We start from the raw sequence: 20,893 nt of genomic DNA on the forward strand, positions 1-20,893 counted from the left end.
AGGGTGATCTGAAGGGGCGTCGCTGCGGCCTTGTAAAACCTGCGCGCGCCTCGGGTTACCCTTCAGCTAAGCGCAAATTTGCCGGCAGGCCGAGGCGCATCGACCACCGGTCACCTGTAGGAGCGAGCTTGCTCGCGAAAAACGTCAGTACAACGCGGTCATTCAGACAGGGCGCGTTATCGTTGACGTCCGTCGCGAGCAAGCTTCGCTCCTACACCCTCGGCCTGAACAAAATACCGGTGTAACGCGACAGAAACAGCCCGAATGCCATACACCAAAGCAGCGCCGACATTCCCAATCCCCACCCAGAATAAGGCACCAGCAACACCCGTGACACACCCGCCAGCAACAACAGGGTAAACCCCGCAACGATCGCCTTTGACGGCTGCAACAAGCGCCCGGTGTGCCCCAGGCTGACCCGCGCGATCATCGCCAGAACCAACCCGCCGATGCCGCCGACGGCCAGCGAATGGGTGGCCAGGCTTTGCTGCGGCATCCAGCCCAGGTGCCACAGCGCCATGGCCAGCGTCGCCACCGCGAGCCAGGTGTAAGCCAGGTACAGCGACCACAGCAGCGGCACGCGCCACAGACCGCGATCATGCCAGCGCCACAATCGCAGCAGATGCAAACCGCTGATCAACGCAAACAGCAGCGCCAGCCACACACGTGGGGCGTCATTCAAACCGGCGGCAAAAGACACCGCCGCCAGCATCGCGCTGATCAGCAACACCTTGCCCGGCAACGGATGAGCCGCAGGCGTTGCGGGACGGTTCAAGCCGCGCTGGATGAAGAACGGAATCACCCGCCCGCCGATCACGCTCATCAGCGCGCCCACCAGCCACAAAGCGGCCAGCACGCCATGCCGCTGCAGATTCACGTCTTCATTGAAAATACCCAGCAACGTCAGCGCCTGACAGCCTGCCAACAACGTGACCATCAGTAAAACCGGATAATTTTCCCGCTTGCCGGCGGCGATCAAATCCCGTCCCAGCACACACGCCAGCAGCGGCAGAAAGGGCACTTGCAAGGCCAGCAACAGGATGGCGGGCATCGGCATCAACCAGGCCAGCCGAGCGATCAGCCATACCAGCACCAGCCCGATCAGCGGCCACCCATTGAGCCCTGGCCGGCCGGTCCAGTTGGGTACCGCCGTCAACAGAAACCCGGCAATGATGGCCGCGGTAAAACCGAACGGCATTTCATGGCGATGCCAGGCGAGCATGCCCCCCATTGGTTGTGCGCCGGGGAGTCGACCGTACAACCACAACGCCCAGACCGCCACCGCGATGGCCGCGAACCCGGCACCCGCCAGAAAAAACGGGCGAAAGCCGAGGGAGAAAACAGGTGCAGCAGCGATTCCACGCATCACGCCACCACTCTGGCCGAAGTTTGGCTCAGCCCGTACTGCGACAGCAGCCGCATGACATAGCCGATTTTCAGCAGGGTCGGGCCGAGGATGGTCATGGCGTGCATCGACACCAGGGCGCCAATCGACAGGTGGCCTGCGTAGAGATAGGCGCCGTAGACTCCGGCGAAAAACATGACCAGGCCAACGCCGAGTACACGACTGGAGAGATGCAGAACGTTTTGAGGGTTGCTGAAGAAATGGGACATTTTCCGTACGCCTGTAGCCGCTCAGTTGTACGTTTGATGCTTCATGTTCCGTGCCAGCTCATGACCCCTTGTAAACCGGCACCTCCAGATCAACGAAGTCAATTTGACTCAACCCAGATATTGTCCTTATGACAACATAAAGAGTCATTACGACAACAATGTCCTCCAGACACGGTTCAATCAACCTAAAAGCAAACCAATATCATTTGCACAGACATGGGCCATTTGCTTTAATCGCGATCAATTCTTATTTACACAAGGACGCGAACCGCCCATGGACATGCGCTCACGATGACGGTTGCCGATTCCTCCTGCGTCCAGACCCTCTACGCCACGCATCACCGCTGGTTGCACGCGTTGCTGCGCCGGCGTCTGAACAACGCGTTTGATGCTGCCGACCTGGCCCATGACACCTTCATCCGTGTGCTCAAGCGCCCTCAGGTGTTCGACGGCGAAACCCACGAACGTTCGTATCTGGCGACCATCGCCCGAGGCTTGTGTATCGATCACTGGCGTCGTCGGCAACTTGAACAGGCCTGGCTGGACACCCTCGCGGCGCAGCCCCAAGCCGTTCACCCTTCGCCAGAGCAGCGGGCGATCATCGTCGAAACCCTGTATGAAGTGGACGCCATGTTGCAACGCTTGCCCCAACGGGTCCGTGATGCGTTCGTGTTGGCCCAGTTGCAGGGGTTGCCCTACCGCGCCATCGCCGAAGAAATCGGCGTGTGTGAGCGCATGGTGAAGAAGTACCTGGCCCAGGCATTGATGCATTGCGCCATGCTCGAAGCAGAACTCGATGGCCTGCTGATTCAATGACACAGACCGCATCGAACGCCATCAGCCATGCCAGTCTCGAACAAGCTGCGCAATGGTATGTCCAACTCAACGACCAACAGGCCGGGGAACAAGACCGCCAGCACTGGCAAGCCTGGCTGACGCAAAGTAGCGAGCATCAGGCTGCCTGGCATTATGTCGAGCGGGTTGGCCAGCGCTTTGCCGCCTTGCAGAACGATCATCCGCAAGCGGTCAGCCATGTACTGCGCAACACCGAACGTGCCGCCATCAGTCGCCGCCACACCGTGAAGGGTCTGCTGGTTCTGGTGTCGGGAGGTTTGCTTGGGTGGAGTGCCTGGGAGGAAACCGCCCTGGCGCCCACCCTGGTTCGCTGGCGCGCCGACCTCTCCACCGGCACCGGCGAAACCCGCGAAACCCGGCTCAGCGATGGCAGCCAGATCTGGCTCAATGCGTTGAGCGCGCTGAATGTTCGGTTCGACAGCACACAACGACTGCTGCTGTTGCGGCTTGGGGAGGTGTTGATCGACACCGCCAAAGACAGCCACCGCCCGCTGCTGGTGCACACCGCCCAAGGCCGGATGCGCGCGCTGGGCACGCACTTCAGTGTGCGCCAGGAGGATCGGCGGACAGTGCTCAACGTCTACGAAGGCGCCGTCGAAGTCCGGACTGCCCAAGGCCAGGTTCAGGTGGTGGAAACGGGACGCCAAGTGGCATTCAGCGAAAACCACATTCCGACACCGACCGCCGCCACGGCGACTCGTGAAGCCTGGCGCCGTGGCCTGCTGCTGGCAGACAACCTGCCGTTGGGCCAATTGCTCCAGGAGCTGAGCCAATACCGTCACGGGCATCTGGGCTGCGACCCGGCGGTGGCCGGGCTGTCGGTCATGGGTTCGTTCCCGCTCAAGGACACCGATCAGGCTTTGCGCCTGCTGGAAGCGGCATTGCCGGTACGGGTGCAGAAGCCGCTGGACTGGTGGGTCAACGTCGGCCCAAAAGCCTGATGAAGATTTTTTCTGTCGCGCCGGTTCCCTTTTGCCTTTTTCGTCCGGTTAACCCTTCAAGCACCTCGATTGCCGATTGATCCGACTCCCGGGAACCCCATGCCGCGCGCCACCGTTACCCGCACCCGCTTCGCCTTGCATCCGCTGATGCTGGCTCTGGCGGTTGTCTTGCCGGGCCTGGACGTGTCGCGAACTCAAGCCGCCCCCCTCGTCAACAGCGAACAACCCGGCAGCCAGGCACGCCATTACACCATCGCTGCCGGATCGCTGGTGAGCGTCCTCAACCGCTTTGCCGAACAGGCCGGGATTTTTCTCGCCGGACACAATGACCTCGCGGCCGGCAAACGCAGCCCTGGTCTTGACGGTGTCTACAGCCAGCAGCAAGCGTTGCAACGACTGCTGCAAGGCAGTGGCCTGCAAGCGCAACGCCAGGGCACCGGCAGCTACGTGCTGCAAGCCACAGCCGTGACACAAGAGGCACTGGAACTGGGTGCGACGAACATTTCCGGGCAGGCACCCGGGACGATCAGCGAAGACTCCCGCGCCTACACCGTCAGCTCGACGTCTTCAGCCACTGGCTTGGCGCTGTCCCTGCGCGAAACGCCGCAATCGGTCACGGTCATCACCCGCCAACTCATGGACGACCAGGGGGCCACCAGCATCGTCGATGTCCTGCGCCGCACTCCTGGCATCAGCGTGCAAAACTACGACAGCGAACGCTGGGAATTTTCCAGTCGTGGCTTGCCGATCACCAATTTCCAGTACGACGGCGTCAATACCGACTACGACGGTGTCTACGACTACGGCACCTCGAGCACTGACATGGCACCCTACGACCGCGTTGAGATCATCAAAGGCGCGACCGGCCTGATGACCGGGGCGGGTGATCCCTCGGCAACCGTCAATCTGATTCGCAAGCGCCCGACCCCGGTGTTGAAAGCCTCGGTCACCGGCACCGTCGGCTCCTGGGACAACTATCGCAGCGAAGGCGATATTTCCGGCCCGCTGAGCGCCAGCGCAAATGTCCGCGGGCGTCTGGTCGGGGTCCACCAGGACCGCAGCGCCTACGCCGATCACTACCGCAACACCAAGGACATCGCCTACGGCATTGTCGAAGCCGACTTGACCCCGGACACCCTTGTCACCGTCGGTATCGACCAGCAAGACACCCGTTCCCGGGGCGCCAGCTGGACCGGTTTCCCGATGTACTACAGCGACGGCTCGCGCACCGACTTCTCCCGTTCCTTCAACCCGGCCACCGACTGGAGCCGTCGCGACTTCACCAACCAGACGGTGTTCGCCTCAGTGCAGCAGCAACTGGTCAACGATTGGGCACTCAAGGTCAGTTACGACCGCAAACACCGCCAGCACGATACCTTCCTCGCCTCCGCCAGTGGCGGCAACCCGGACCCGGTCAGCGGTAACGGCATGTTCATGTACATGGGCAAGTTCGAGGGCGATCAGGTTCAGGACAACATCGACGTCAACCTGACCGGTCCATTCACCCTATGGGGTGGCGATCACGAACTGATCGTCGGTTTCATGTCAATGAACACGCGCCAGGACATCCCGGTGTACGGTTCGGTGTACCCGCCAATGGACGGCAGCATCTTCGACTGGCGCGGCGAGTTTGCGAAACCCGGGATCCCACGGGTGGGCACCAACGACATTGTCCAGCGCCAGACCGGTGCCTACCTGGCCACCCGGCTCAAGCCCGTCGATGACCTGGCGCTGATCCTCGGCACGCGTGTCAGCGACTTCTCGGGGCACGACGACCTGGATTACAGCGACCCACACACCGCCGACCTGCGCGACAGCTATCGCCAGAGCGGTGTCGTCACGCCTTATGCCGGGCTTGTCTATGATTTCGACGACATCTGGTCGGTGTACACCAGTTACACCAGCATCTATCAGCCGCAAATGAGCAAGGACGCCAACCGGCGACTGCTCGATCCGGTACAAGGCAAAAGTCTTGAAGCGGGCATCAAGGCTGAATACTTCGATGGGCGCCTGAACACCAGGTTCGCCCTGTACCGCATCGAACAGGACAACATCGCCGAGTATGTCAGCGGCGTTGATACCGAGTCGGTGTACCGCGCCGTCCAGGGCGCCACCACCAAAGGCTTCGAGATCGAACTGGCCGGCGAGTTGCGGGACGGCTGGAACCTGTCGGCCGGCTACACCTATAACCACACCCGCGATGCCAAGGGTGATTACGTCTACGGTTCGGTGCTGCAAACCACTGCACCGGAACAAGTGGTGCGAGTATTCAGCACCTACCGCCTGCCTGGACCCTGGGACAGGCTCACCGTCGGTGCAGGCGTGAACTGGCAAAGCGAATTCTTTGGCAATGTGTTCCGTCCCGACCCCGCCGATACGGTGAACTTCGGTCAGTACACGACGATCACCCAGCCCGGTTACGCCCTGGTGGACGCGATGGCGCGCTATCGCTTCAACGAGCACCTGAGCACCACACTGAACGTGAAGAACCTGTTCGATAAAACCTACTACACCGGTCTTGGCAACTTTGGCACCGGGTTTTATGGCGAACCGCGCGCCGTACAACTGACCACCCGATGGGCGTTCTGATCGTGGCCTGAAACGGGTGTTTGGCGATCTACGGTACTGCCGAACGAACTCAGGCTGGCTACGCTGTAATCCAGCATGCATAACCTGCCGAGGAGTGCCCGCCATGCAACGTGTTCAAAAACTGACGCCCTGCCTGTGGTTCGACAATCAGGCCGAAGAGGCGGCAAAGTTCTATTGCTCGATCTTCGACCATTCGAAAATCACCGCCATCACCCATTACGGCCACGCCGGATTCGAATTCCACGGCCGGCCCGAAGGTTCGGTCATGACCGTCAGCTTCGAACTCGACGGGCAGAGCTTCACCGGTCTCAACGGCGGGCCGATGTTCACGTTCAGTGAAGCGGTTTCGTTTCAGGTCAATTGCCAGAGCCAGGAAGAAGTCGACCATTACTGGGGCCGCCTGTCGGCCGGCGGCGCGCCCGAGGCCCAGCAATGCGGCTGGCTCAAGGACAAGTTCGGGCTGTCGTGGCAGATCGTCCCCGTTGCGATGATGGACATGATCAAAGACCCCGACACGAAAAAATCCCAACGAGCCATGCAGGCGATGATGCAGATGAAAAAACTCGATATCGCCGAACTGCAACGAGCCTTTGACGGCGAGAGCTAATACACTCGGGCACTGACCTGCCGAGGAGCGAGCATGAAGCACGCCGTTGCCAAGAACGCCGACAAGGCCCCGCGCTTCTGGCGCGATGACGCCCTGCCCTTCATCGAAGCCCGCGCCATCGCCGACGGGCGTGAAGTCTGCTACACACGGCACGCCCACGAGCACTTTTCCATCGGGGCGATCACCGCCGGGCGCAGCACCTATCTCCATGAGCAGTCGGCGTTCGAGGTCAGCGTCGGCACTGTCGTGCTGATGAACCCCGGCGACGTCCACGCCTGCAACCCGATCGAAGACCAACCCTGGTCGTACCTGATGCTGTACGTCGATACGCCGTGGCTGACCGATTTGCAGCATCAGCTCGGGTTCAGCGATGACGCGGCGTTTCGCCGCTTTTCAGTAACCCATACCCGGGACGCCAACCTGTTTGCCGGCCTCGCGGGCTTGTATGAGGTACTGGTCGATCCACAGCAAGACGTGCTGCGCAAACACAGCGTGGCCGTGGAGTTCTTTACCGAGGTTCAGCTCCGGTTCAACCCGGTCGATCAGCCACTGCGCGAACCCAATTTCAAGCTGGAGCGTGCTGCCGATTACATCCGCGACCACTGCACGCAAACCCTCAGGCTCGAAGACATATGCGAGGCGGCGCAACTGTCACCGTCCTACCTGATCCGCGCCTTCAAACAGCATTACGGCATGACGCCCCACGCGTTCCTGGTGAACCGGCGCATCCAGTTCGCCCAGGATCAATTGCGCAGCGGCAAACTGATTGCAGACGTGGCACTGGAAGCGGGGTTCGCCGATCAGGCGCATTTTCAACGGGCATTCAAACAGCACCTGGCAGCGACACCGGGGCAGTATCGGGGCTGAGGCAACACAAAGATGCTCTTGAGCCTGACTCTCCCCTGTGGCGAGGGGGCTTGCCCCCGTTGGGCTGCGAAGCGGCCCCCGACGTTCTTTCAGACATACATTGCATGCAGGATTTACGACGGCTGCGCCGCCGAACGGGGGCAAGCCCCCTCGCCACAAAGTGCTCGCCACAAAACCTGCAGTGACTGCCGTTACGGCAGCAACAGGTACACCGCGCTCACCACCAGCAGCAGCGCCATGGCGCGATTGAACAGGCGCATGCCGGCCGGGTTGTGCAAAAAGCCGCGCAGAAATGTCCCGGCATACGCCCAGCAGCCGACCGACGCATAGCAGATCACCAGGTAGATCGCGGCGAATTGCCAAACCAGGCGTGCCTCGCCATCGGCGACAAACGCGCCCATGCCGGCCACGCAGGCCAGCCAGGCTTTCGGGTTGAGCCATTGCATGATGGCGCCATACAGCATCGACGGCGCCTGCGCCGATTCGCTGGCTTGCACCTGCCCATTGTCGGCCGCCAGCTTGAAGGCCATGTACAACAGAAACGCCACGCCTGCCCATTGCACCCCCTGCGTCAGTGCCGGCCATCGTTGCAACAACTCATGCAGGCCAAGCCCCATCAGCACCAACAGCAAAACAAACCCCAGGGTGGCCCCGACCACGTGACGCTGGCTGGCCCGGAAGCCAAACCGCGCGCCGGAACTCAACGCCACAATGTTGACCGGCCCCGGCGTGATGGACGCGACCAGCGCAAACGCTGCCATGGACATCATCAGACTCATTGCACACCTTCTTCCATCGAGTTGAACAAGGCCCTCAAGGTAAAGAGCCCACCGGTTCGCGTATTGAAGAAAACTACCCTGCCCGGCCTCGCTATGAGTAATAGCTGACGATGCTTTTCACTTTGCTCAAGGCAGTGCGCAACGAGTCCATGTCCACCGAACCCAACGCCAGGCGTATCGCGTGCGGCACGTGGGCCGAAATCGCAAAAGGCTCGGCCGGCGACACCGACACCTGCTCGCGCATCAGTGCCATGGCGATCTGGTCGGCCCGGGCGTCCTCCGCCAACGGCAGCCAGATGAAGTAGGAATTGGGGTGACTGATGGTCCTGAGCCCTGCCAGCATCTCGCGGGCCAGGGCTTGCCGGGTCCGGGCGTCTGCACGTTTTTGCGATTCCAGTTGGCTGACGGTGCCATCGTCGAGCCAGGCCGTGGCGATGGCGGTCACAACGCCGGGAGTGTTCCAGGTGGTCGCCATGATCGTGCGCTCGAAGGCGGCGACCCATTGCGCCGGTGCGGCGATGAAGCCAACGCGCAGCCCGGTGGCGACATTCTTCGACAGACCGGACACGTACACCGTCCTCTCCGGCGCCAGCTCGGCCAACGGTGGCGGTACGTTTTCAGCCAGGAACGCGTAGGCGGCGTCCTCGATGATCGTCAGGTCATGCCGGCGCGCAATCGCCACCAACTGCTCGCGCTGATCCAGGTCCATCACCCAGCCCAAAGGGTTGTGCAGGGTCGGCATCGAGTACAGCGCCCGTACCGATCGGCTGCGACAGAGTTTTTCCAGGGCAGGCAGATCAGGCCCGGTATCCGTGACCGGAATGGGCAAGACTTCCAGATGCAGGGTTTCGGCCAGCGTCTTGAAACCGGGATAGGTCAGCGCATCGGCGGCGATCACATCACCAGGCTTGAGCAGCGACATCATCGCCACCGCCAGGCCATGCTGGGCGCCGCTGACGATCAACACCTGTTCAGCCGGCACGTTCAGCCCCCGATCAAGCAGATGGCGCGCGACCGAGGCCCGCTCGTGCAGGCGTCCCGCGTGAGGCTGATAGCGCAGGAGGGATTCAAGGTCCCCGGATAACGCCAGTTGACGCAAGGCAGTGCGCAACAGGTCGGCCTGACCGGGCAATGACGGGTAGTTGAAATTCAGGTCGATCATCCCCGCCGCCACCACGTGCTGCGAGATGCCCTGCCCCGGCGGCAGCGAGGTCTCCCTGACAAAGGTCCCGCGTCCGGTTTCGCCGCTGACCAGGCCCATACCCTCCAGCTCGGCATACACCCGGCTGGCGGTGACCAGCGCCAGACCGTGCTCGGTTGCCAGTTGCCGGTGAGTCGGCAGGCGCGTGCCGGGCGGCAGATGCCCGGAGCGGATGTCGGCGGCAAAGGCATCTACCAGGGTCTTGTAGCGGGATCGAGGCATGTCGAGATGTATCCATGACAATTTTTTGATTGTATCGATAGTCACTCATAGGATGAGTTTCGTGCAATCAGACAATGAGCGTGAGCCAAATGGAACGGACCTCGAACCTGCAACCCCGGACGCTGGAAAACAGCACCAGCGGCTGGATCAACGGCCTGATCGGCGTGGTGATCTTCAGCGGCTCGCTACCGGCGACACGGGTGGCGGTGCTGGAGTTTGACCCCGTGTTCCTGACGGTTGCGCGCGCGACCATCGCGGCGGTCCTGGCGTTGTGCCTGCTGTGGTTATTCAAGGAAAAACGCCCGGCGCGCCAGCAACTGATTCCGTTGATGATCGTCGCCCTGGGCGTGGTCATCGGCTTTCCCCTGTTGACCGCGCTGGCGCTGCAATACGTGACTTCCGCGCACTCCATTGTCTTCGTCGGCCTGTTACCCCTGGCAACAGCGGTGTTTGGCGTTCTGCGCGGCGGCGAGCGGCCAAGGGCGGCGTTCTGGATTTTCTCGGTGCTGGGCAGCCTGCTGGTGGTCGGGTTTGCCCTGTCCCAAGGGCTGACCGCCTCCCCCCAAGGCGACATCTTGATGCTGCTGGCCATCCTCGCCTGCGGCCTGGGTTATGCCGAAGGCGCGAAACTGTCGCGCACCCTCGGTGGCTGGCAGGTGATTAGCTGGGCGCTGGTGCTGTCGCTGCCGGTCGTGGCCGTGCTCAGCTGGATGCGCATGCCGGCTTCGTTCACCGGCATCAGCACGCCGGCCTGGTTCAGCCTGGCTTACGTCTCGCTGTTCAGCATGCTGATCGGATTCGTGTTCTGGTATCGCGGCCTGGCCCAAGGGGGCATCGCCGCCGTCGGGCAATTGCAGCTGCTTCAGCCGTTTTTCGGGCTGACCCTGGCCGCCACCCTGCTGCATGAGCATGTCAGCCTCGGCATGCTGGGTGTCACCGTCGCCGTGATCCTCTGCGTCGCCGGGGCGAAAAAGTTCGCGAAATAACCCCGTGTACGGTGGTTTGCGCCCATCACTGTATGGGTCTGGCCAAGGGTGAGCCGTGATAAAAATAGCGCTCTTGCTACAGGAGCCCACCATGGACCTCGCCACCCTCACCCTGTTTCTGCCGGCCTGTTTTGCCCTCAACATGGCGCCAGGCCCCAACAACCTGTTGTCGGTCAGCAATTCGACCCGCTATGGCTACCGCACCGCGTGCGTGGCCGGTATCGGCCGGTTGTTGGCATTCGCCGGGATGATTGCCCTGGCCTCGGCGGGGCTGGCGGTGGTGTTGCAAACCTCCGAGCTGCTGTTCTACGCCATCAAGATCCTCGGCGCGGCTTACCTGTTCTACCTCGCCTGGCAATTGTGGCGCGCAGATCCGGGTGTGGAAAACGTGGTCACCTCAGCGCCCGTGGGCACGCTGGCGCTGGCCCGGCAGGAATTCCTGGTCGCGGCCGGCAACCCCAAGGCCATCCTGATTTTCACCGCGTTCCTGCCGCAATTCGTCGACTCGACCCACGCCATTGCGCCGCAGTTCGTGGTGTTGGGCGCGCTGTTTCTGGTGCTGGAATGGGTCGCCATCGGCGCTTACGCCTACATGGGCCTGCACATGCGCCGCTGGTTCGCCAGGCCATCGGGCAAGCGGATGTTCAACCGCTGCTGCGCCGGGTTGCTGTCGGCGGCGGCTTCGGTACTTCTGATGGCCAGACGCGCCTGAAGTAGATATTTTTCCCATGTGGGAGCGGGCTTGCTCGCGATTGCTGTCTCACATTCAACATTGATGCTGCCTGATACACCGCCATCGCGAGCAAGCTCGCTCCCACATTGACTCGCAGTGTTCAAAGGAGCGAAATTCGCTGTCGATTTTCCGGTGGAGGTCGCCCATGACGCGATCTATGCTGGGCCCATGAACCTACAAAAAACGCTTCTACCGCCCCGTGCCGAGATGGTTCGCGCCATGCTCGAACGAGACACCTCCTACGAGGGGGTGTTTTTCACGGCGGTCAAGACCACAGGCATCTTCTGCCGTCCCGGTTGCACCGCCCGCAGCCCGAAGCCTGAGAACGTCGAGTTCTTTGCCAGCGCCGAACAATGCCTGGCGGCGGGCTATCGCGCCTGCAAGCGCTGCAAACCGCTGGACACCGCCGCCAGCGCGCCGGACTGGGTGCAGAAACTGTTCAAGTCGGTAGACGCCGACCCGGAACAGCGCTGGACCGACGCCCGGCTACTGGCTGAAGGCATCGAACCACTGAAACTGCGTCGCTGGTTCAAGCAGCACTTCGGCATGACCTTCCACGCCTGGCTGCGCACCCGGCGCCTGGGCATGGCGCTGGGCGGGATCAAACAGGGCGACTCCATCGATGACGTCGCCTTCGATTCCGGCTACGAGTCCCTGAGCGGTTTTCGCGATGCCTTTCAAAAATCCTTTCACATCACCCCGGGCCGGGCGGCCAACAGCGAGCCGCTGCTGTTCACGCGCCTGACCACCCCCCTGGGGCCGATGATCGCCATGGCCGAACGGCGTGGGCTGGTGCTGCTGGAGTTTCTCGATCAGGCCTCGCTGAACCCTTCGGTCCAGGCGCTGCAAAACCGTTTCGGTTATGCCGTGGCACCGGGGCACAACGCGCATTTGCAGCAGATCGAAGAGCAGTTGTCCGCGTATTTCGCCGGTACGCTCACTGAGTTCAGCGTGGCCTTGCACATGCCCGGTAGCGAGTTTTCCCGCAGGGTCTGGGCTGAACTGGCGAAGATCCCTTACGGCCGGACCACCACCTACGGCGCCATTGCGGCGATTCTGGGCAAGCCCGGTGCCAGCCGGGCGGTGGGCCTGGCCAACGGGCATAACCGCTTATCGATTGTCGTGCCCTGCCACCGGGTGATCGGCGCCGACGGCTCGTTGACCGGCTACGCTGGAGGCCAGCCGCGCAAGGCGTTTCTGCTCAGGCTGGAAAACGCAGCGGTGCAGCTCACGGAGCAGCTGGCGTTCTGATCCCCCCACAGTTTTTTCATAAGGAAGGAAACTCGATGGACAGGCTCGACAATCAACTGCACCAACTGCATCACGAGGGTTTGCTGATCCTCACCAACGTCGCCGATGCCGCCGGTGCGCGGCTGGTGGAGCAACTGGGCAACAAGGCCGTCGCCACCAGCAGTGCGGCGGTGGCCTGGGTACATGGCTATCCGGACGGCAACACCCTGCCCCTTGAGCGCCTGGTCTCGACGGTCGAGTCGATTGCCCGGGTCATTTCGGTGCCACTGACCGTGGACATCGAAGCCGGTTACTCCGATGACCTGGAACGGGTGGCAAAAGTGGTTGACGCCGTGATTGCCGCCGGCGCTGTCGGAATCAATATCGAGGACGGCTCCTCGCCGCCGGAATTACTGGTACGCAAGATTGAAACCGCGCGCCAGGTGGCCGATCGACGTAACGTGAACCTGTTCATCAATGCGCGCACCGATGTTTATCTTCGGGGTCTGGTGCCTGCCGAAGATCGCGTCGCCGAAACCCTCGAGCGCGCCAAGCTGTATCAGGCGGCCGGTGCCAATGGCCTGTTTGCGGCGGGCGTTACCGCGGAGTACGAGATCAAGGCGCTGTGCCACGGCACCTCGCTGCCGCTGAATGTGCTTGGCTTCCCGGGCCTGCCGTCGCCCGAAGTGCTCACAGAACTTGGTGTGCGCCGCCTGTCCGCAGGTTCAGGCATCGCCGAATTCCTCTACGGTGCCATGGCCGGCATTGCCAAAAGCTTTCTGCAAACCGGCAAGTTCGATACCCACGACCTGAAGGCCCTTACCTATGGCGAAGTGAACGCCCTCTTGAAACCGTCTGGGAAAGCCTGAGCCCATGGCTGACGGCTATCAGGCGGCCAGTGCGTTCCTGGCGGCCATCGATGACGACTGGCGCCGCCACATCGACGCCGTCGGCCCGTGCCTGCACCAGCCGCACGCGGCCCGTGATCCCTATGAGTCGCTGGTGCGGGCGATTGCTTATCAGCAACTGCACGCCAAGGCCGGTGATGCGATTGTCGGCCGGCTGCTGGCACTGTTCGGTTCGGGTGCGTTTCCCAGGCCTGAGCAGATCGTCGCCACGGATTTCGACCGACTGCGCAGTTGCGGATTTTCCGCGAGCAAGATCGCGACCATTCAGGGTATCGCCCAGGCGTCGCTGGACGGCGTGGTGCCCGATTACGCCACGGCGTTGGCCATGGACGATGAAGCACTGATCGAGCGCCTGATCACGTTGCGCGGCGTGGGCCGCTGGACCGTGGAGATGCTGCTGATCTACAGCCTGGAGCGGCAGGATATCCTGCCGGCCGATGACTTTGGCGTGCGTGAGGGCTATAGGCGACTCAAGGGCCTGGAGGTGCAGCCGACACGCAAGCAGATGATCGAGATCGGGTTGGGGTGGAGTCCTTATCGGACGGTGGCCTCCTGGTATTTGTGGCGGGTGCCTGGCCGGTAGACCGCGTTATCGTTCATCGCGAGCAAGCTCGCTCCCACATGGACTCTGTGTACATAAAATCTTTGGCAGACACAAAACCTGTGGGAGCGAGCTTGCTCCGGGCGGCGATCCGACGATGGCGTCAGTAGCGACACCACATCATCCAAAACCAGTCACAACCCCGACTTCAACCGACTGAACGCCCTGATCAACGCCCGGTTGAACGCCTTGCCATTGTCATTCTTGCTGTACAGCGAAGCCCGGACCGCGGCCGGCGGATACGTCCCCGGATCGTTGCGAATCGCCGGGTCGATCAAGCCGTCCGCCGCCGTAATCGCATTGGCGTAGTGGATGGTGTCGGTGATCGGCGCGATCACTTGCGGGGTCATCAGGTAATCCATCAACGCCAGGCCGGCCTGCGGATGCGGCGCGTCCTTGGGAATGACCATGGCATCGAACCAGATCAACGTGCCCTCCTTCGGAATCCGGTATTTCAGCGAATACGGCTTGCCCGCCGCCTCGGCCTGGCCCGCCGCGATGGCCACGTTGCCGTTCCACGACATCGCCACGCAGGTGTTGCCGTTGGCCAGGTCGCTGATGTTCAGGTCGTTGTCGAAGTAGCGGATGTACGGACGAATCTTCGCCAGTTGCTGCTCGGCCAACTTCAGGTCATCGAGGTTCTGGCGGTTGATGTCCAGGCCCATGTACTTCATGACCGCCGCAAACACTTCGTTGGGATCGTTGAGCAAGCTGACCCCGCAATCGGCGAATTTCGAGACCACGGCCGGATCGAACAGCATCGCCCAACTGTCGGTCGGCGCGTCGGGCAGGCGCTGTTTGACAGCCTGTTCCTGATACCCCACACCCGTGGTTCCCCAGGCGTAGATCCCGGCATAGCGGTTGCCCGGATCGAACACCGCCATGTGCTGGCGGAACTCCTCGCCGACGCCGGCAAAGTGCGGCAGTTGCTGCTTGTCGACCGTCTGCACCGCGCCACTCTCGATGGCCCGGGACAGATGCTGCCCCGCCGTCAGCACCAGATCGTAGCCACTGCGGCCGGTGAGCAGCTTGGTCTCGACGGTTTCCAGGGAGTCGAAGTGGTCGACCACCACATGGATGCCGGTTTTCGCTTCAAAATTCTTCAAGGTGTCCGGGGCCAGGTACTCGCCCCAGATGTACAGGTTGACCACCGGTTTGGCGGTGTCGGCAGCCTGCACACACAGGGGTGCAAGCACCAGCAGTATTGCTTGAGTCAGTTTGTGCAGGCCCACGATCACGCTCCCCTTTTGTTGGAGGCGGTGACGGCGTACTGCGGCATGGTGATGCACGCGACGTTGCCGCCACCGAGGAGGATTTCCCGGGAGTTTTCGATGCCGACGATGCTGTGTTGCGGGAACAGCTCGGCCAGGGTCGCCAGCGCCACTTTGTCGTTGCGATCACCAAACAGCGGCACCACGATGGAGCTGTTACCGGCGTAGTAGTTGATGTACGACGCGCAGATTTTCGTCCCGGCCTGGCGGGTATGGGTGCTGTCCTGCCGGTCCAGGCCTTCGGCTTCTTCGGCGGTCCACTCCAGCACATCCGGCTGCGGCAGCTTGTGCACGATCAACTCGCGGCCACGACTGTCGCGGGTGCTGCGCAGGATGTCGTAGGCCTCCTGATAGATTTCCCACTGCGGGTCGTCGCGGTTGTCGGTCCATTGCAGCACCACTTCACCGGGGCGCACGAAGCACGCGAGGTCGTCGACGTGGCCGTCGGTTTCATCGAACTTGCAGCCCCGTGGCAGCCAGATCACCTGCTCGGCGCCGAGGTAATCGGTCAGGCGGCGGGTGACTTCGTCCTTGCCCAGGTGCTGGTTGCGATTGCGGTTGAGCAGGCATTGCTCAGTGGTCAGGATGCTGCCCTGGCCGTCGCTCTGGATACCGCCCAGTTCGGCGATCAACGGTGCGCGATAGCGGTCGAAGCGTTCGATTTCGAGGATCTTGCCGGCGATCTGGTCGTCCTTGTCCCACGGATAGTACAAGCCGCCGTCGAGGCCGCCGTAGGCGTTGAATTCGAAGTCGACGCCGCGCACTTCGCCACTCTGGTCATTGACCACAAAACACGGGCCGCTGTCGCGGAACCAGGTGTCGTTGCAGGTCATTTCGACCACGCGTACTTGCGGCGGCAACTGGCGGCGCGCGGTGGCGAACTGTGCCGCCGAGGCGCACACGGTGACCGGTTCGCTCATGGAAATGGCGGTGACGATCTGCACCCAGACTTTCTGCGCCGGCTTGGCACCGTTGCGCCAGACGTCGGTACGCTCCGGCCAGCCGAGCCAGCAACCGGACTTGGCTTCGAATTCGCCGGGCAGGCGGAAACCGTCCTGTTTGGGAGTGGTGTCGAGCAAACGGGCCATGGTCAAACCTCTTCAGCGGGGATTGGAATGACCACAGGCTAAGGGCGACAGCGACTGGCTCGCCAACGATGATTATTTCGGAATACTTGAATTCAACTCATCAATCGAGCAACTGATCGTTGAACCATTCCAGCATTTGCGCCACCGCCGGACGCTCCAGCCGCAGCCGCTCGCACACCAGCGCATATTGGCCCAGCGCGGTCATGCTCGAGGTGAACGGCCGTACCAGCCGCCCGCTGAGCAAATCTTCCTGGGCCGTCAAGTTGTCGCCCATGGCCACGCCCTGCCCTTGGGCCGCGGCCTCCAGTGCCAGCCCGGCGTGGGCGAAATACAGTTGACGATCAGGGCGCTGGTCACCGGCATGGCTGGTAAGCCACGCGGTCCAGGTCTTGCCGTCCTGGTCGTCGTGCAGCAGACAGTGGCGGGCCAGGTCCTTCGGGGTTTTCAGGGTGCCCTGGTTGAACAGGCCGGGGCTGCACACCGGGAAGAACTGCAACGCAGGCAGCGGCCGGACGAAATACGCGGTGCTGTCCACCGGGCCGGTGCCGTAGGTGATCGCCAGGTCGATGTCTTCCCCGGGTGCCGTGGCGTCGATCGGCTGTTCGTACAGATGCAAGGTGATGTGTGGGTAACGCGCGTAGAAATCCGTGAGACGACTCATCAGCCACTTTTGCGCCAGCTCGGCGGTGACCGCCAGACGCAATACCGCCAGGGATGAAGGGTCGCGCAGTTCATCGCAGGCATCGCCAATCAGTTCGAAAGCCTGCTGCAAACTTTGCATCAGGCGCCCGGCGGCCAGGGTCGGGCGAATCTGCCGGCCCTCGCGCACGAACAGCGGCACACCGAGTTGCTCTTCGAGTTGGCGAATCTGGTGGCTGACCGCGCTGTCGGTGACACACAACTCGGCCGCCGCCCGACCGAAATGGGCGTGACGGGCGGCGCATTCGAAGGTTCGCAGGGCTGCCAGGGAGGGTAAGCGTCGCATGGGGGTCATGTCCCGGTTTCGAGGGGGACATGCTGACTTGGCCTTTCGTGGGCGTCCAGTGGGACCGCGTTATCGTTCATCGCGAGCAAGCTCGCTCCCACAGGGGATTGCATTCCAAATGTGGGAGCGAGCTTGCTCGCGATGGGGCCAGTATATTCACCATAAATCCACCGCCCTATCACGCTGGCTGATCAACGATGACATGCCCCCGAACCCGGCGCATGTTGAACCCTCAACCGGAGGGATTCGCCATGCTCAACACACTCAAACAGATCAACTCAACCTCGGCCTTCAACCGCTGGGCCGGCTTTGAAGTCACCCGCGCTGAAACTGGTGGCGACCGGCGACGCGATTCTGGTGCCGGTCGAGTAGCCCTTACGGTCTAGGCTGTTCAGGGTACGCTCAAGTCAGCCGGAGGCTCCCATGCATCTCGAAGGTTCCTGCCATTGCGGCGCGGTGTCGTTCAGTTTGACCAGCGCCCACCCCTACCCTTACCAGCGTTGCTACTGCTCGATCTGCCGCAAGACACAGGGCGGTGGCGGCTATGCGATCAACCTCGGTGGCGATGCCGCCAGCCTCAAGGTTCGCGGGCGCAAACACATCGCGATTTACCATGCGCGGCTCAAGGAACAAGACGACAAGCGCGCCCACAGCAGCACGGCCGAGCGGCATTTCTGCTCGGTCTGCGCAACGGCTCTGTGGCTATTCAGCCCGGAGTGGCCTGAGTTGATTCACCCCTTCGCCTCGGCCATCGACACGCCGCTGCCGGTGCCGCCGGAGCACACGCATCTGATGCTCGGTTCAAAAGCGCCGTGGGTGGAGGTCCAGGCGCTGCCCGGGGATCAACAGTTCGATCTGTACCCCGTGGAATCCATCGCCCAGTGGCATGAGCGTCTCGGCCTGGTCTGCCGAGAATAATTATCAGTTTTTTTCATACGGCAGTTCCCCTTTGCGTTTTTCGTTCGGTCAACCCCTCAGAAGCACTTCAACTACCGATCGATTCGATGCAAAGGGATCCCCATGTCGCACCCGCTTGTCGCCCATTTCCGTTTTGCCTTGTGCCCTCTCGCGCTGGCCTTGCCTGCCGCCCTGCTGAGCCTTGTACCCGTTGTCCACGCCGCTGAAACCGATGCCGAAAAGAACTCGGCCCGGGACGACGGCGTACTGCAACTGGGCGCAACGACCATTTCCGGCCAGGCGCTGGGCGCTACCACCGAAGGCACCCACTCCTACACCACCGGTTCAACATCCACGGCCACCGGCCTGCCCCTGTCGATCCGCGAAACGCCGCAATCGGTGACCGTCATTACCCGTCAGCAGATGGACGACCGCGGTGTGCAGAGCATCGGCGACGCGCTACGCAACACCCCCGGTATTTCGACGCAGAAGTACGACAGTGACCGCACCGAGTTTTCCGCCCGTGGCTTTGCCATCACCAACTTCCAGTACGACGGCGTGAACATTCCGTATGACGGTGTCTACGGTGAAAACCCTAACAACGGCGACGACGCGTCCAGCCTGGACCGCATCGAAATCGTCAAGGGTGCGACCGGCCTGATGACCGGTTCGGGCGACCCGTCCGCCACCGTGAACCTGATCCGCAAGAAGCCGACCAAGGAATTCAAGGCGTCGATCAGCGGCACCGTCGGTTACTGGGACGCGTATCGCAGCGTCGGCGATATTTCCGGTTCGCTGAACGATTCCGGCAGTGTGCGTGGCCGCTTTGTCGGCGCTTATTCCGACAAGAACTCCTACCAGGATCATTACAGCCAGAAGAAAGACCTGTTCTACGGCATCCTCGAAGCCGATCTGACACCCGACACCCTGCTGACCTTCGGCGTCGACAAGTCAAGCACCACCCCGCGAGGCTCGTCCTGGACCGGCAACCCGGTGTACTTCTCGGACGGAGGCCGTACCGACTTCCCCCGTCACTTCAACCCGGGCGCCGACTGGAGTCGTCGCGACTTCGACGACATCACTTACTTCGCCTCCCTGGAACAGGCTCTGGCCAACGACTGGAAGTTCAAGGCCAGCATCGACCAGAAAACCACCGATCACGACACTCGCCTGGCCTCGGCCAGCGGCGGCAACCCGGACCGCGCCACCGGTGAAGGCATGTTCCTGTACTGGGGTCGCTGGGAAGGTCATCGCGTGCAAAACACCGCTGACGTGAACGTCACTGGCCCCTTCACCCTGGGAGGCCGCGAGCATGAACTGGTGGCTGGCTTCATGGCTTCCCACTCGCGCCAGACCGGCGCGACCTACGACACCAGCGCCTTCGAATTGGTCCCGGGCAGCATCTACGACTGGAACGGCGATCTGCCGGAACAGAACTTCCCGAACAACGGCAAGTACGAACGCACCCAAAGCCAGAATGGCCTGTACCTGGCCACGCGCCTGCACGCGACCGACGATCTGTCGATCATTCTCGGCAGCCGCCTGAGCACCTTCAAGTACAACGAGGATTATTCGTACTATCCGGGTGCGGGACTCGATGACACCCATGCCAGCTACAAGGAACATGGCGTGGTCACGCCATATGCCGGTGTGGTTTATGACCTGGACGACACCTATTCTGCATACGCCAGCTACACCAGCATCTACCAGCCACAAACCTACAAGGACGCCAACGGTTCGACCCTGGCACCGGTCGAGGGCGCCAGTTACGAAGCCGGCCTGAAAGCCGCTTACTTCGACGGGCGACTGAACGCCAGCCTGGCCTTCTTCCGCATCGAGCAAGACAACCTCGCCGAATCGATCGGAACCAACCCGGTCACCAACGAAGGCATCTACAAAGCCATCGACGGCGCAACCACCAAGGGTGTGGAACTGGAACTGGCCGGTGAAGCGGCCGAAGGTTGGAACCTGTCGGCCGGCTATACCTACGCCCGCACCCGTGACGCTGATGAACAGCGCATCTTTGGCTTCCCGCTGGCGACCTCCAAACCGGAACATGTCGTGCGTACGTTCACCACCTACCGCCTGCCCGGCGCACTGGATCAGGTGACCATCGGTGGCGGTATCAGCTGGCAGAGCGCGTTCTACGGCAAGATCTACAGCCCGACAACGGGCGGCGACACCCGCATCAAGCAAGGTGGCTACACCCTCGTCGACCTGATGAGCCGCTACCAGTTCAACGAAAACCTGAGCTTCACCGTCAACGCCAACAACGTGTTCGACAAACGCTACCTGACGGGCCTGGGTAACTTCGACACCACGTACTACGGCGAACCACGCAACGTGATGTTGACCACCAAGTGGGATTTCTAAGCTGAGCGCCCGCCAGAAAACTGATACCTGTCAGTTAACACCGGAACCTGTGGGAGCGAGCTTGCTCACGATAGCGGTCTGTCAGCCACCTCAGGTGTGACTGCCTGATCCGTCATCGCGAGCAAGCTCGCTCCCACAATGGGTTG

The 20,893-nt window shown here is 62.0% G+C and carries 19 protein-coding genes; 12 read left to right on the forward strand and 7 right to left on the reverse strand.

The window, feature by feature from the left end:
* Positions 1 to 211 precede the first annotated feature (211 nt).
* Both AC1RP7_RS01200 and AC1RP7_RS01205 read right to left on the reverse strand, forming a co-directional pair.
* Entirely contained in the window at positions 212 to 1,366 is a 1,155-nt protein-coding gene (locus tag AC1RP7_RS01200) for an NnrS family protein (RefSeq protein ID WP_493180830.1), read from the reverse strand.
* Positions 1,366 to 1,614: a transmembrane sensor/regulator PpyR gene (locus AC1RP7_RS01205; protein WP_493180829.1), complete on the reverse strand. Its 249-nt coding sequence runs from the start codon at positions 1,612 to 1,614 to the stop codon at positions 1,366 to 1,368. Before AC1RP7_RS01205 ends, AC1RP7_RS01200 begins: the two co-directional genes overlap by 1 nt.
* Before the next feature lie 291 nt (positions 1,615 to 1,905).
* Here AC1RP7_RS01205 and AC1RP7_RS01210 point away from each other — a divergent pair, with 291 nt between their 5' ends.
* From AC1RP7_RS01210 to AC1RP7_RS01230, 5 genes are all read left to right on the forward strand, one after another.
* Positions 1,906 to 2,430 carry a sigma-70 family RNA polymerase sigma factor gene (locus AC1RP7_RS01210; RefSeq protein ID WP_150814632.1) on the forward strand — a complete coding sequence of 175 codons (525 nt, stop codon included), beginning with the start codon at positions 1,906 to 1,908 and terminating at the stop codon, positions 2,428 to 2,430.
* Positions 2,427 to 3,410 (forward strand): FecR domain-containing protein, encoded by a 984-nt coding sequence (locus tag AC1RP7_RS01215; protein ID WP_493180828.1) that lies wholly within the window; start codon positions 2,427 to 2,429, stop codon positions 3,408 to 3,410. The genes AC1RP7_RS01210 and AC1RP7_RS01215 overlap by 4 nt, the downstream gene beginning before the upstream one ends.
* A 99-nt stretch (positions 3,411 to 3,509) precedes the next feature.
* Entirely contained in the window at positions 3,510 to 5,999 is a 2,490-nt protein-coding gene (locus tag AC1RP7_RS01220; RefSeq protein ID WP_493180827.1) for a TonB-dependent siderophore receptor, read from the forward strand.
* A 103-nt stretch (positions 6,000 to 6,102) separates the two neighbouring features.
* Positions 6,103 to 6,606 (forward strand): VOC family protein, encoded by a 504-nt coding sequence (locus tag AC1RP7_RS01225; protein WP_090455000.1) that lies wholly within the window; start codon positions 6,103 to 6,105, stop codon positions 6,604 to 6,606.
* Positions 6,607 to 6,639: 33 nt separating this feature from the next.
* Positions 6,640 to 7,473 carry an AraC family transcriptional regulator gene (locus AC1RP7_RS01230; protein WP_150814636.1) on the forward strand — a complete coding sequence of 278 codons (834 nt, stop codon included), beginning with the start codon at positions 6,640 to 6,642 and terminating at the stop codon, positions 7,471 to 7,473.
* 191 nt (positions 7,474 to 7,664) lie between these two features.
* Here AC1RP7_RS01230 and AC1RP7_RS01235 read toward each other — a convergent pair whose 3' ends face one another.
* Both AC1RP7_RS01235 and AC1RP7_RS01240 read right to left on the reverse strand, forming a co-directional pair.
* Positions 7,665 to 8,252, reverse strand: a complete 588-nt coding sequence (locus AC1RP7_RS01235) for a LysE family translocator (RefSeq protein ID WP_493180826.1) — start codon at positions 8,250 to 8,252, stop codon at positions 7,665 to 7,667.
* 91 nt (positions 8,253 to 8,343) lie between these two features.
* Positions 8,344 to 9,675, reverse strand: coding sequence for an aminotransferase-like domain-containing protein (locus tag AC1RP7_RS01240; RefSeq protein ID WP_493180825.1), 1,332 nt, complete (start codon positions 9,673 to 9,675; stop codon positions 8,344 to 8,346).
* An 89-nt stretch (positions 9,676 to 9,764) separates the two neighbouring features.
* On the opposite strand from AC1RP7_RS01240, the gene AC1RP7_RS01245 reads away from it, so the two are divergent.
* The 5 genes from AC1RP7_RS01245 (at position 9,765) to AC1RP7_RS01265 (ending at position 14,115) form a co-directional block, all read left to right on the forward strand.
* Complete coding sequence (locus AC1RP7_RS01245) at positions 9,765 to 10,661, forward strand: DMT family transporter (protein ID WP_057715055.1); 897 nt, start codon at positions 9,765 to 9,767, stop codon at positions 10,659 to 10,661.
* A gap of 91 nt (positions 10,662 to 10,752) precedes the next feature.
* On the forward strand, positions 10,753 to 11,373 hold the full coding sequence (locus AC1RP7_RS01250; RefSeq protein ID WP_057715056.1) for a LysE family translocator: 621 nt from the start codon (positions 10,753 to 10,755) through the stop codon (positions 11,371 to 11,373).
* Between the two features lie 189 nt (positions 11,374 to 11,562).
* Positions 11,563 to 12,645: a bifunctional transcriptional activator/DNA repair enzyme AdaA gene (locus AC1RP7_RS01255; RefSeq protein ID WP_057716615.1), complete on the forward strand. Its 1,083-nt coding sequence runs from the start codon at positions 11,563 to 11,565 to the stop codon at positions 12,643 to 12,645.
* A 35-nt stretch (positions 12,646 to 12,680) separates the two neighbouring features.
* Complete coding sequence (locus tag AC1RP7_RS01260) at positions 12,681 to 13,493, forward strand: isocitrate lyase/PEP mutase family protein (protein ID WP_493180824.1); 813 nt, start codon at positions 12,681 to 12,683, stop codon at positions 13,491 to 13,493.
* A gap of 4 nt (positions 13,494 to 13,497) precedes the next feature.
* Positions 13,498 to 14,115: a DNA-3-methyladenine glycosylase family protein gene (locus AC1RP7_RS01265; RefSeq protein ID WP_493180823.1), complete on the forward strand. Its 618-nt coding sequence runs from the start codon at positions 13,498 to 13,500 to the stop codon at positions 14,113 to 14,115.
* 152 nt (positions 14,116 to 14,267) lie between these two features.
* Here the strand turns inward: AC1RP7_RS01265 and AC1RP7_RS01270 are convergent, their stop codons facing one another.
* The 3 genes from AC1RP7_RS01270 to AC1RP7_RS01280 form a co-directional block, all read right to left on the reverse strand.
* Entirely contained in the window at positions 14,268 to 15,365 is a 1,098-nt protein-coding gene (locus tag AC1RP7_RS01270; protein WP_218498230.1) for an extracellular solute-binding protein, read from the reverse strand.
* A 2-nt stretch (positions 15,366 to 15,367) separates the two neighbouring features.
* Entirely contained in the window at positions 15,368 to 16,492 is a 1,125-nt protein-coding gene (aguA, locus tag AC1RP7_RS01275; RefSeq protein WP_218498231.1) for an agmatine deiminase, read from the reverse strand.
* A gap of 100 nt (positions 16,493 to 16,592) precedes the next feature.
* Positions 16,593 to 17,477 (reverse strand): LysR substrate-binding domain-containing protein, encoded by an 885-nt coding sequence (locus AC1RP7_RS01280; RefSeq protein WP_090454991.1) that lies wholly within the window; start codon positions 17,475 to 17,477, stop codon positions 16,593 to 16,595.
* Between the two features lie 423 nt (positions 17,478 to 17,900).
* Between AC1RP7_RS01280 and AC1RP7_RS01285 the strand changes: the two genes are divergently transcribed.
* Together AC1RP7_RS01285 and AC1RP7_RS01290 are read left to right on the forward strand one after the other, a co-directional pair.
* The gene (locus AC1RP7_RS01285) at positions 17,901 to 18,395 is read left to right on the forward strand and encodes a GFA family protein (protein WP_057715061.1); all 495 of its coding nucleotides are present in this window, start codon (positions 17,901 to 17,903) and stop codon (positions 18,393 to 18,395) included.
* A gap of 102 nt (positions 18,396 to 18,497) precedes the next feature.
* The gene (locus AC1RP7_RS01290; RefSeq protein WP_493180822.1) at positions 18,498 to 20,747 is read left to right on the forward strand and encodes a TonB-dependent siderophore receptor; all 2,250 of its coding nucleotides are present in this window, start codon (positions 18,498 to 18,500) and stop codon (positions 20,745 to 20,747) included.
* Positions 20,748 to 20,893 lie beyond the last annotated feature (146 nt).

Source organism: Pseudomonas sp. GW822-FHT01E03 (assembly GCF_058802985.1).

Coding starts and splice junctions, on each gene's coding strand:
- AC1RP7_RS01200 (WP_493180830.1), bottom strand. CDS start 1,366: ATGCGTGGAATCGCTGCTGCACCTGTTTTCTCCCTCGGCTTTCGCCCG.
- AC1RP7_RS01205 (WP_493180829.1), bottom strand. CDS start 1,614: ATGTCCCATTTCTTCAGCAACCCTCAAAACGTTCTGCATCTCTCCAGT.
- AC1RP7_RS01210 (WP_150814632.1), top strand. CDS start 1,906: ATGACGGTTGCCGATTCCTCCTGCGTCCAGACCCTCTACGCCACGCAT.
- AC1RP7_RS01215 (WP_493180828.1), top strand. CDS start 2,427: ATGACACAGACCGCATCGAACGCCATCAGCCATGCCAGTCTCGAACAA.
- AC1RP7_RS01220 (WP_493180827.1), top strand. CDS start 3,510: ATGCCGCGCGCCACCGTTACCCGCACCCGCTTCGCCTTGCATCCGCTG.
- AC1RP7_RS01225 (WP_090455000.1), top strand. CDS start 6,103: ATGCAACGTGTTCAAAAACTGACGCCCTGCCTGTGGTTCGACAATCAG.
- AC1RP7_RS01230 (WP_150814636.1), top strand. CDS start 6,640: ATGAAGCACGCCGTTGCCAAGAACGCCGACAAGGCCCCGCGCTTCTGG.
- AC1RP7_RS01235 (WP_493180826.1), bottom strand. CDS start 8,252: ATGAGTCTGATGATGTCCATGGCAGCGTTTGCGCTGGTCGCGTCCATC.
- AC1RP7_RS01240 (WP_493180825.1), bottom strand. CDS start 9,675: ATGCCTCGATCCCGCTACAAGACCCTGGTAGATGCCTTTGCCGCCGAC.
- AC1RP7_RS01245 (WP_057715055.1), top strand. CDS start 9,765: ATGGAACGGACCTCGAACCTGCAACCCCGGACGCTGGAAAACAGCACC.
- AC1RP7_RS01250 (WP_057715056.1), top strand. CDS start 10,753: ATGGACCTCGCCACCCTCACCCTGTTTCTGCCGGCCTGTTTTGCCCTC.
- AC1RP7_RS01255 (WP_057716615.1), top strand. CDS start 11,563: ATGAACCTACAAAAAACGCTTCTACCGCCCCGTGCCGAGATGGTTCGC.
- AC1RP7_RS01260 (WP_493180824.1), top strand. CDS start 12,681: ATGGACAGGCTCGACAATCAACTGCACCAACTGCATCACGAGGGTTTG.
- AC1RP7_RS01265 (WP_493180823.1), top strand. CDS start 13,498: ATGGCTGACGGCTATCAGGCGGCCAGTGCGTTCCTGGCGGCCATCGAT.
- aguA (WP_218498231.1), bottom strand. CDS start 16,492: ATGGCCCGTTTGCTCGACACCACTCCCAAACAGGACGGTTTCCGCCTG.
- AC1RP7_RS01280 (WP_090454991.1), bottom strand. CDS start 17,477: ATGCGACGCTTACCCTCCCTGGCAGCCCTGCGAACCTTCGAATGCGCC.
- AC1RP7_RS01285 (WP_057715061.1), top strand. CDS start 17,901: ATGCATCTCGAAGGTTCCTGCCATTGCGGCGCGGTGTCGTTCAGTTTG.
- AC1RP7_RS01290 (WP_493180822.1), top strand. CDS start 18,498: ATGTCGCACCCGCTTGTCGCCCATTTCCGTTTTGCCTTGTGCCCTCTC.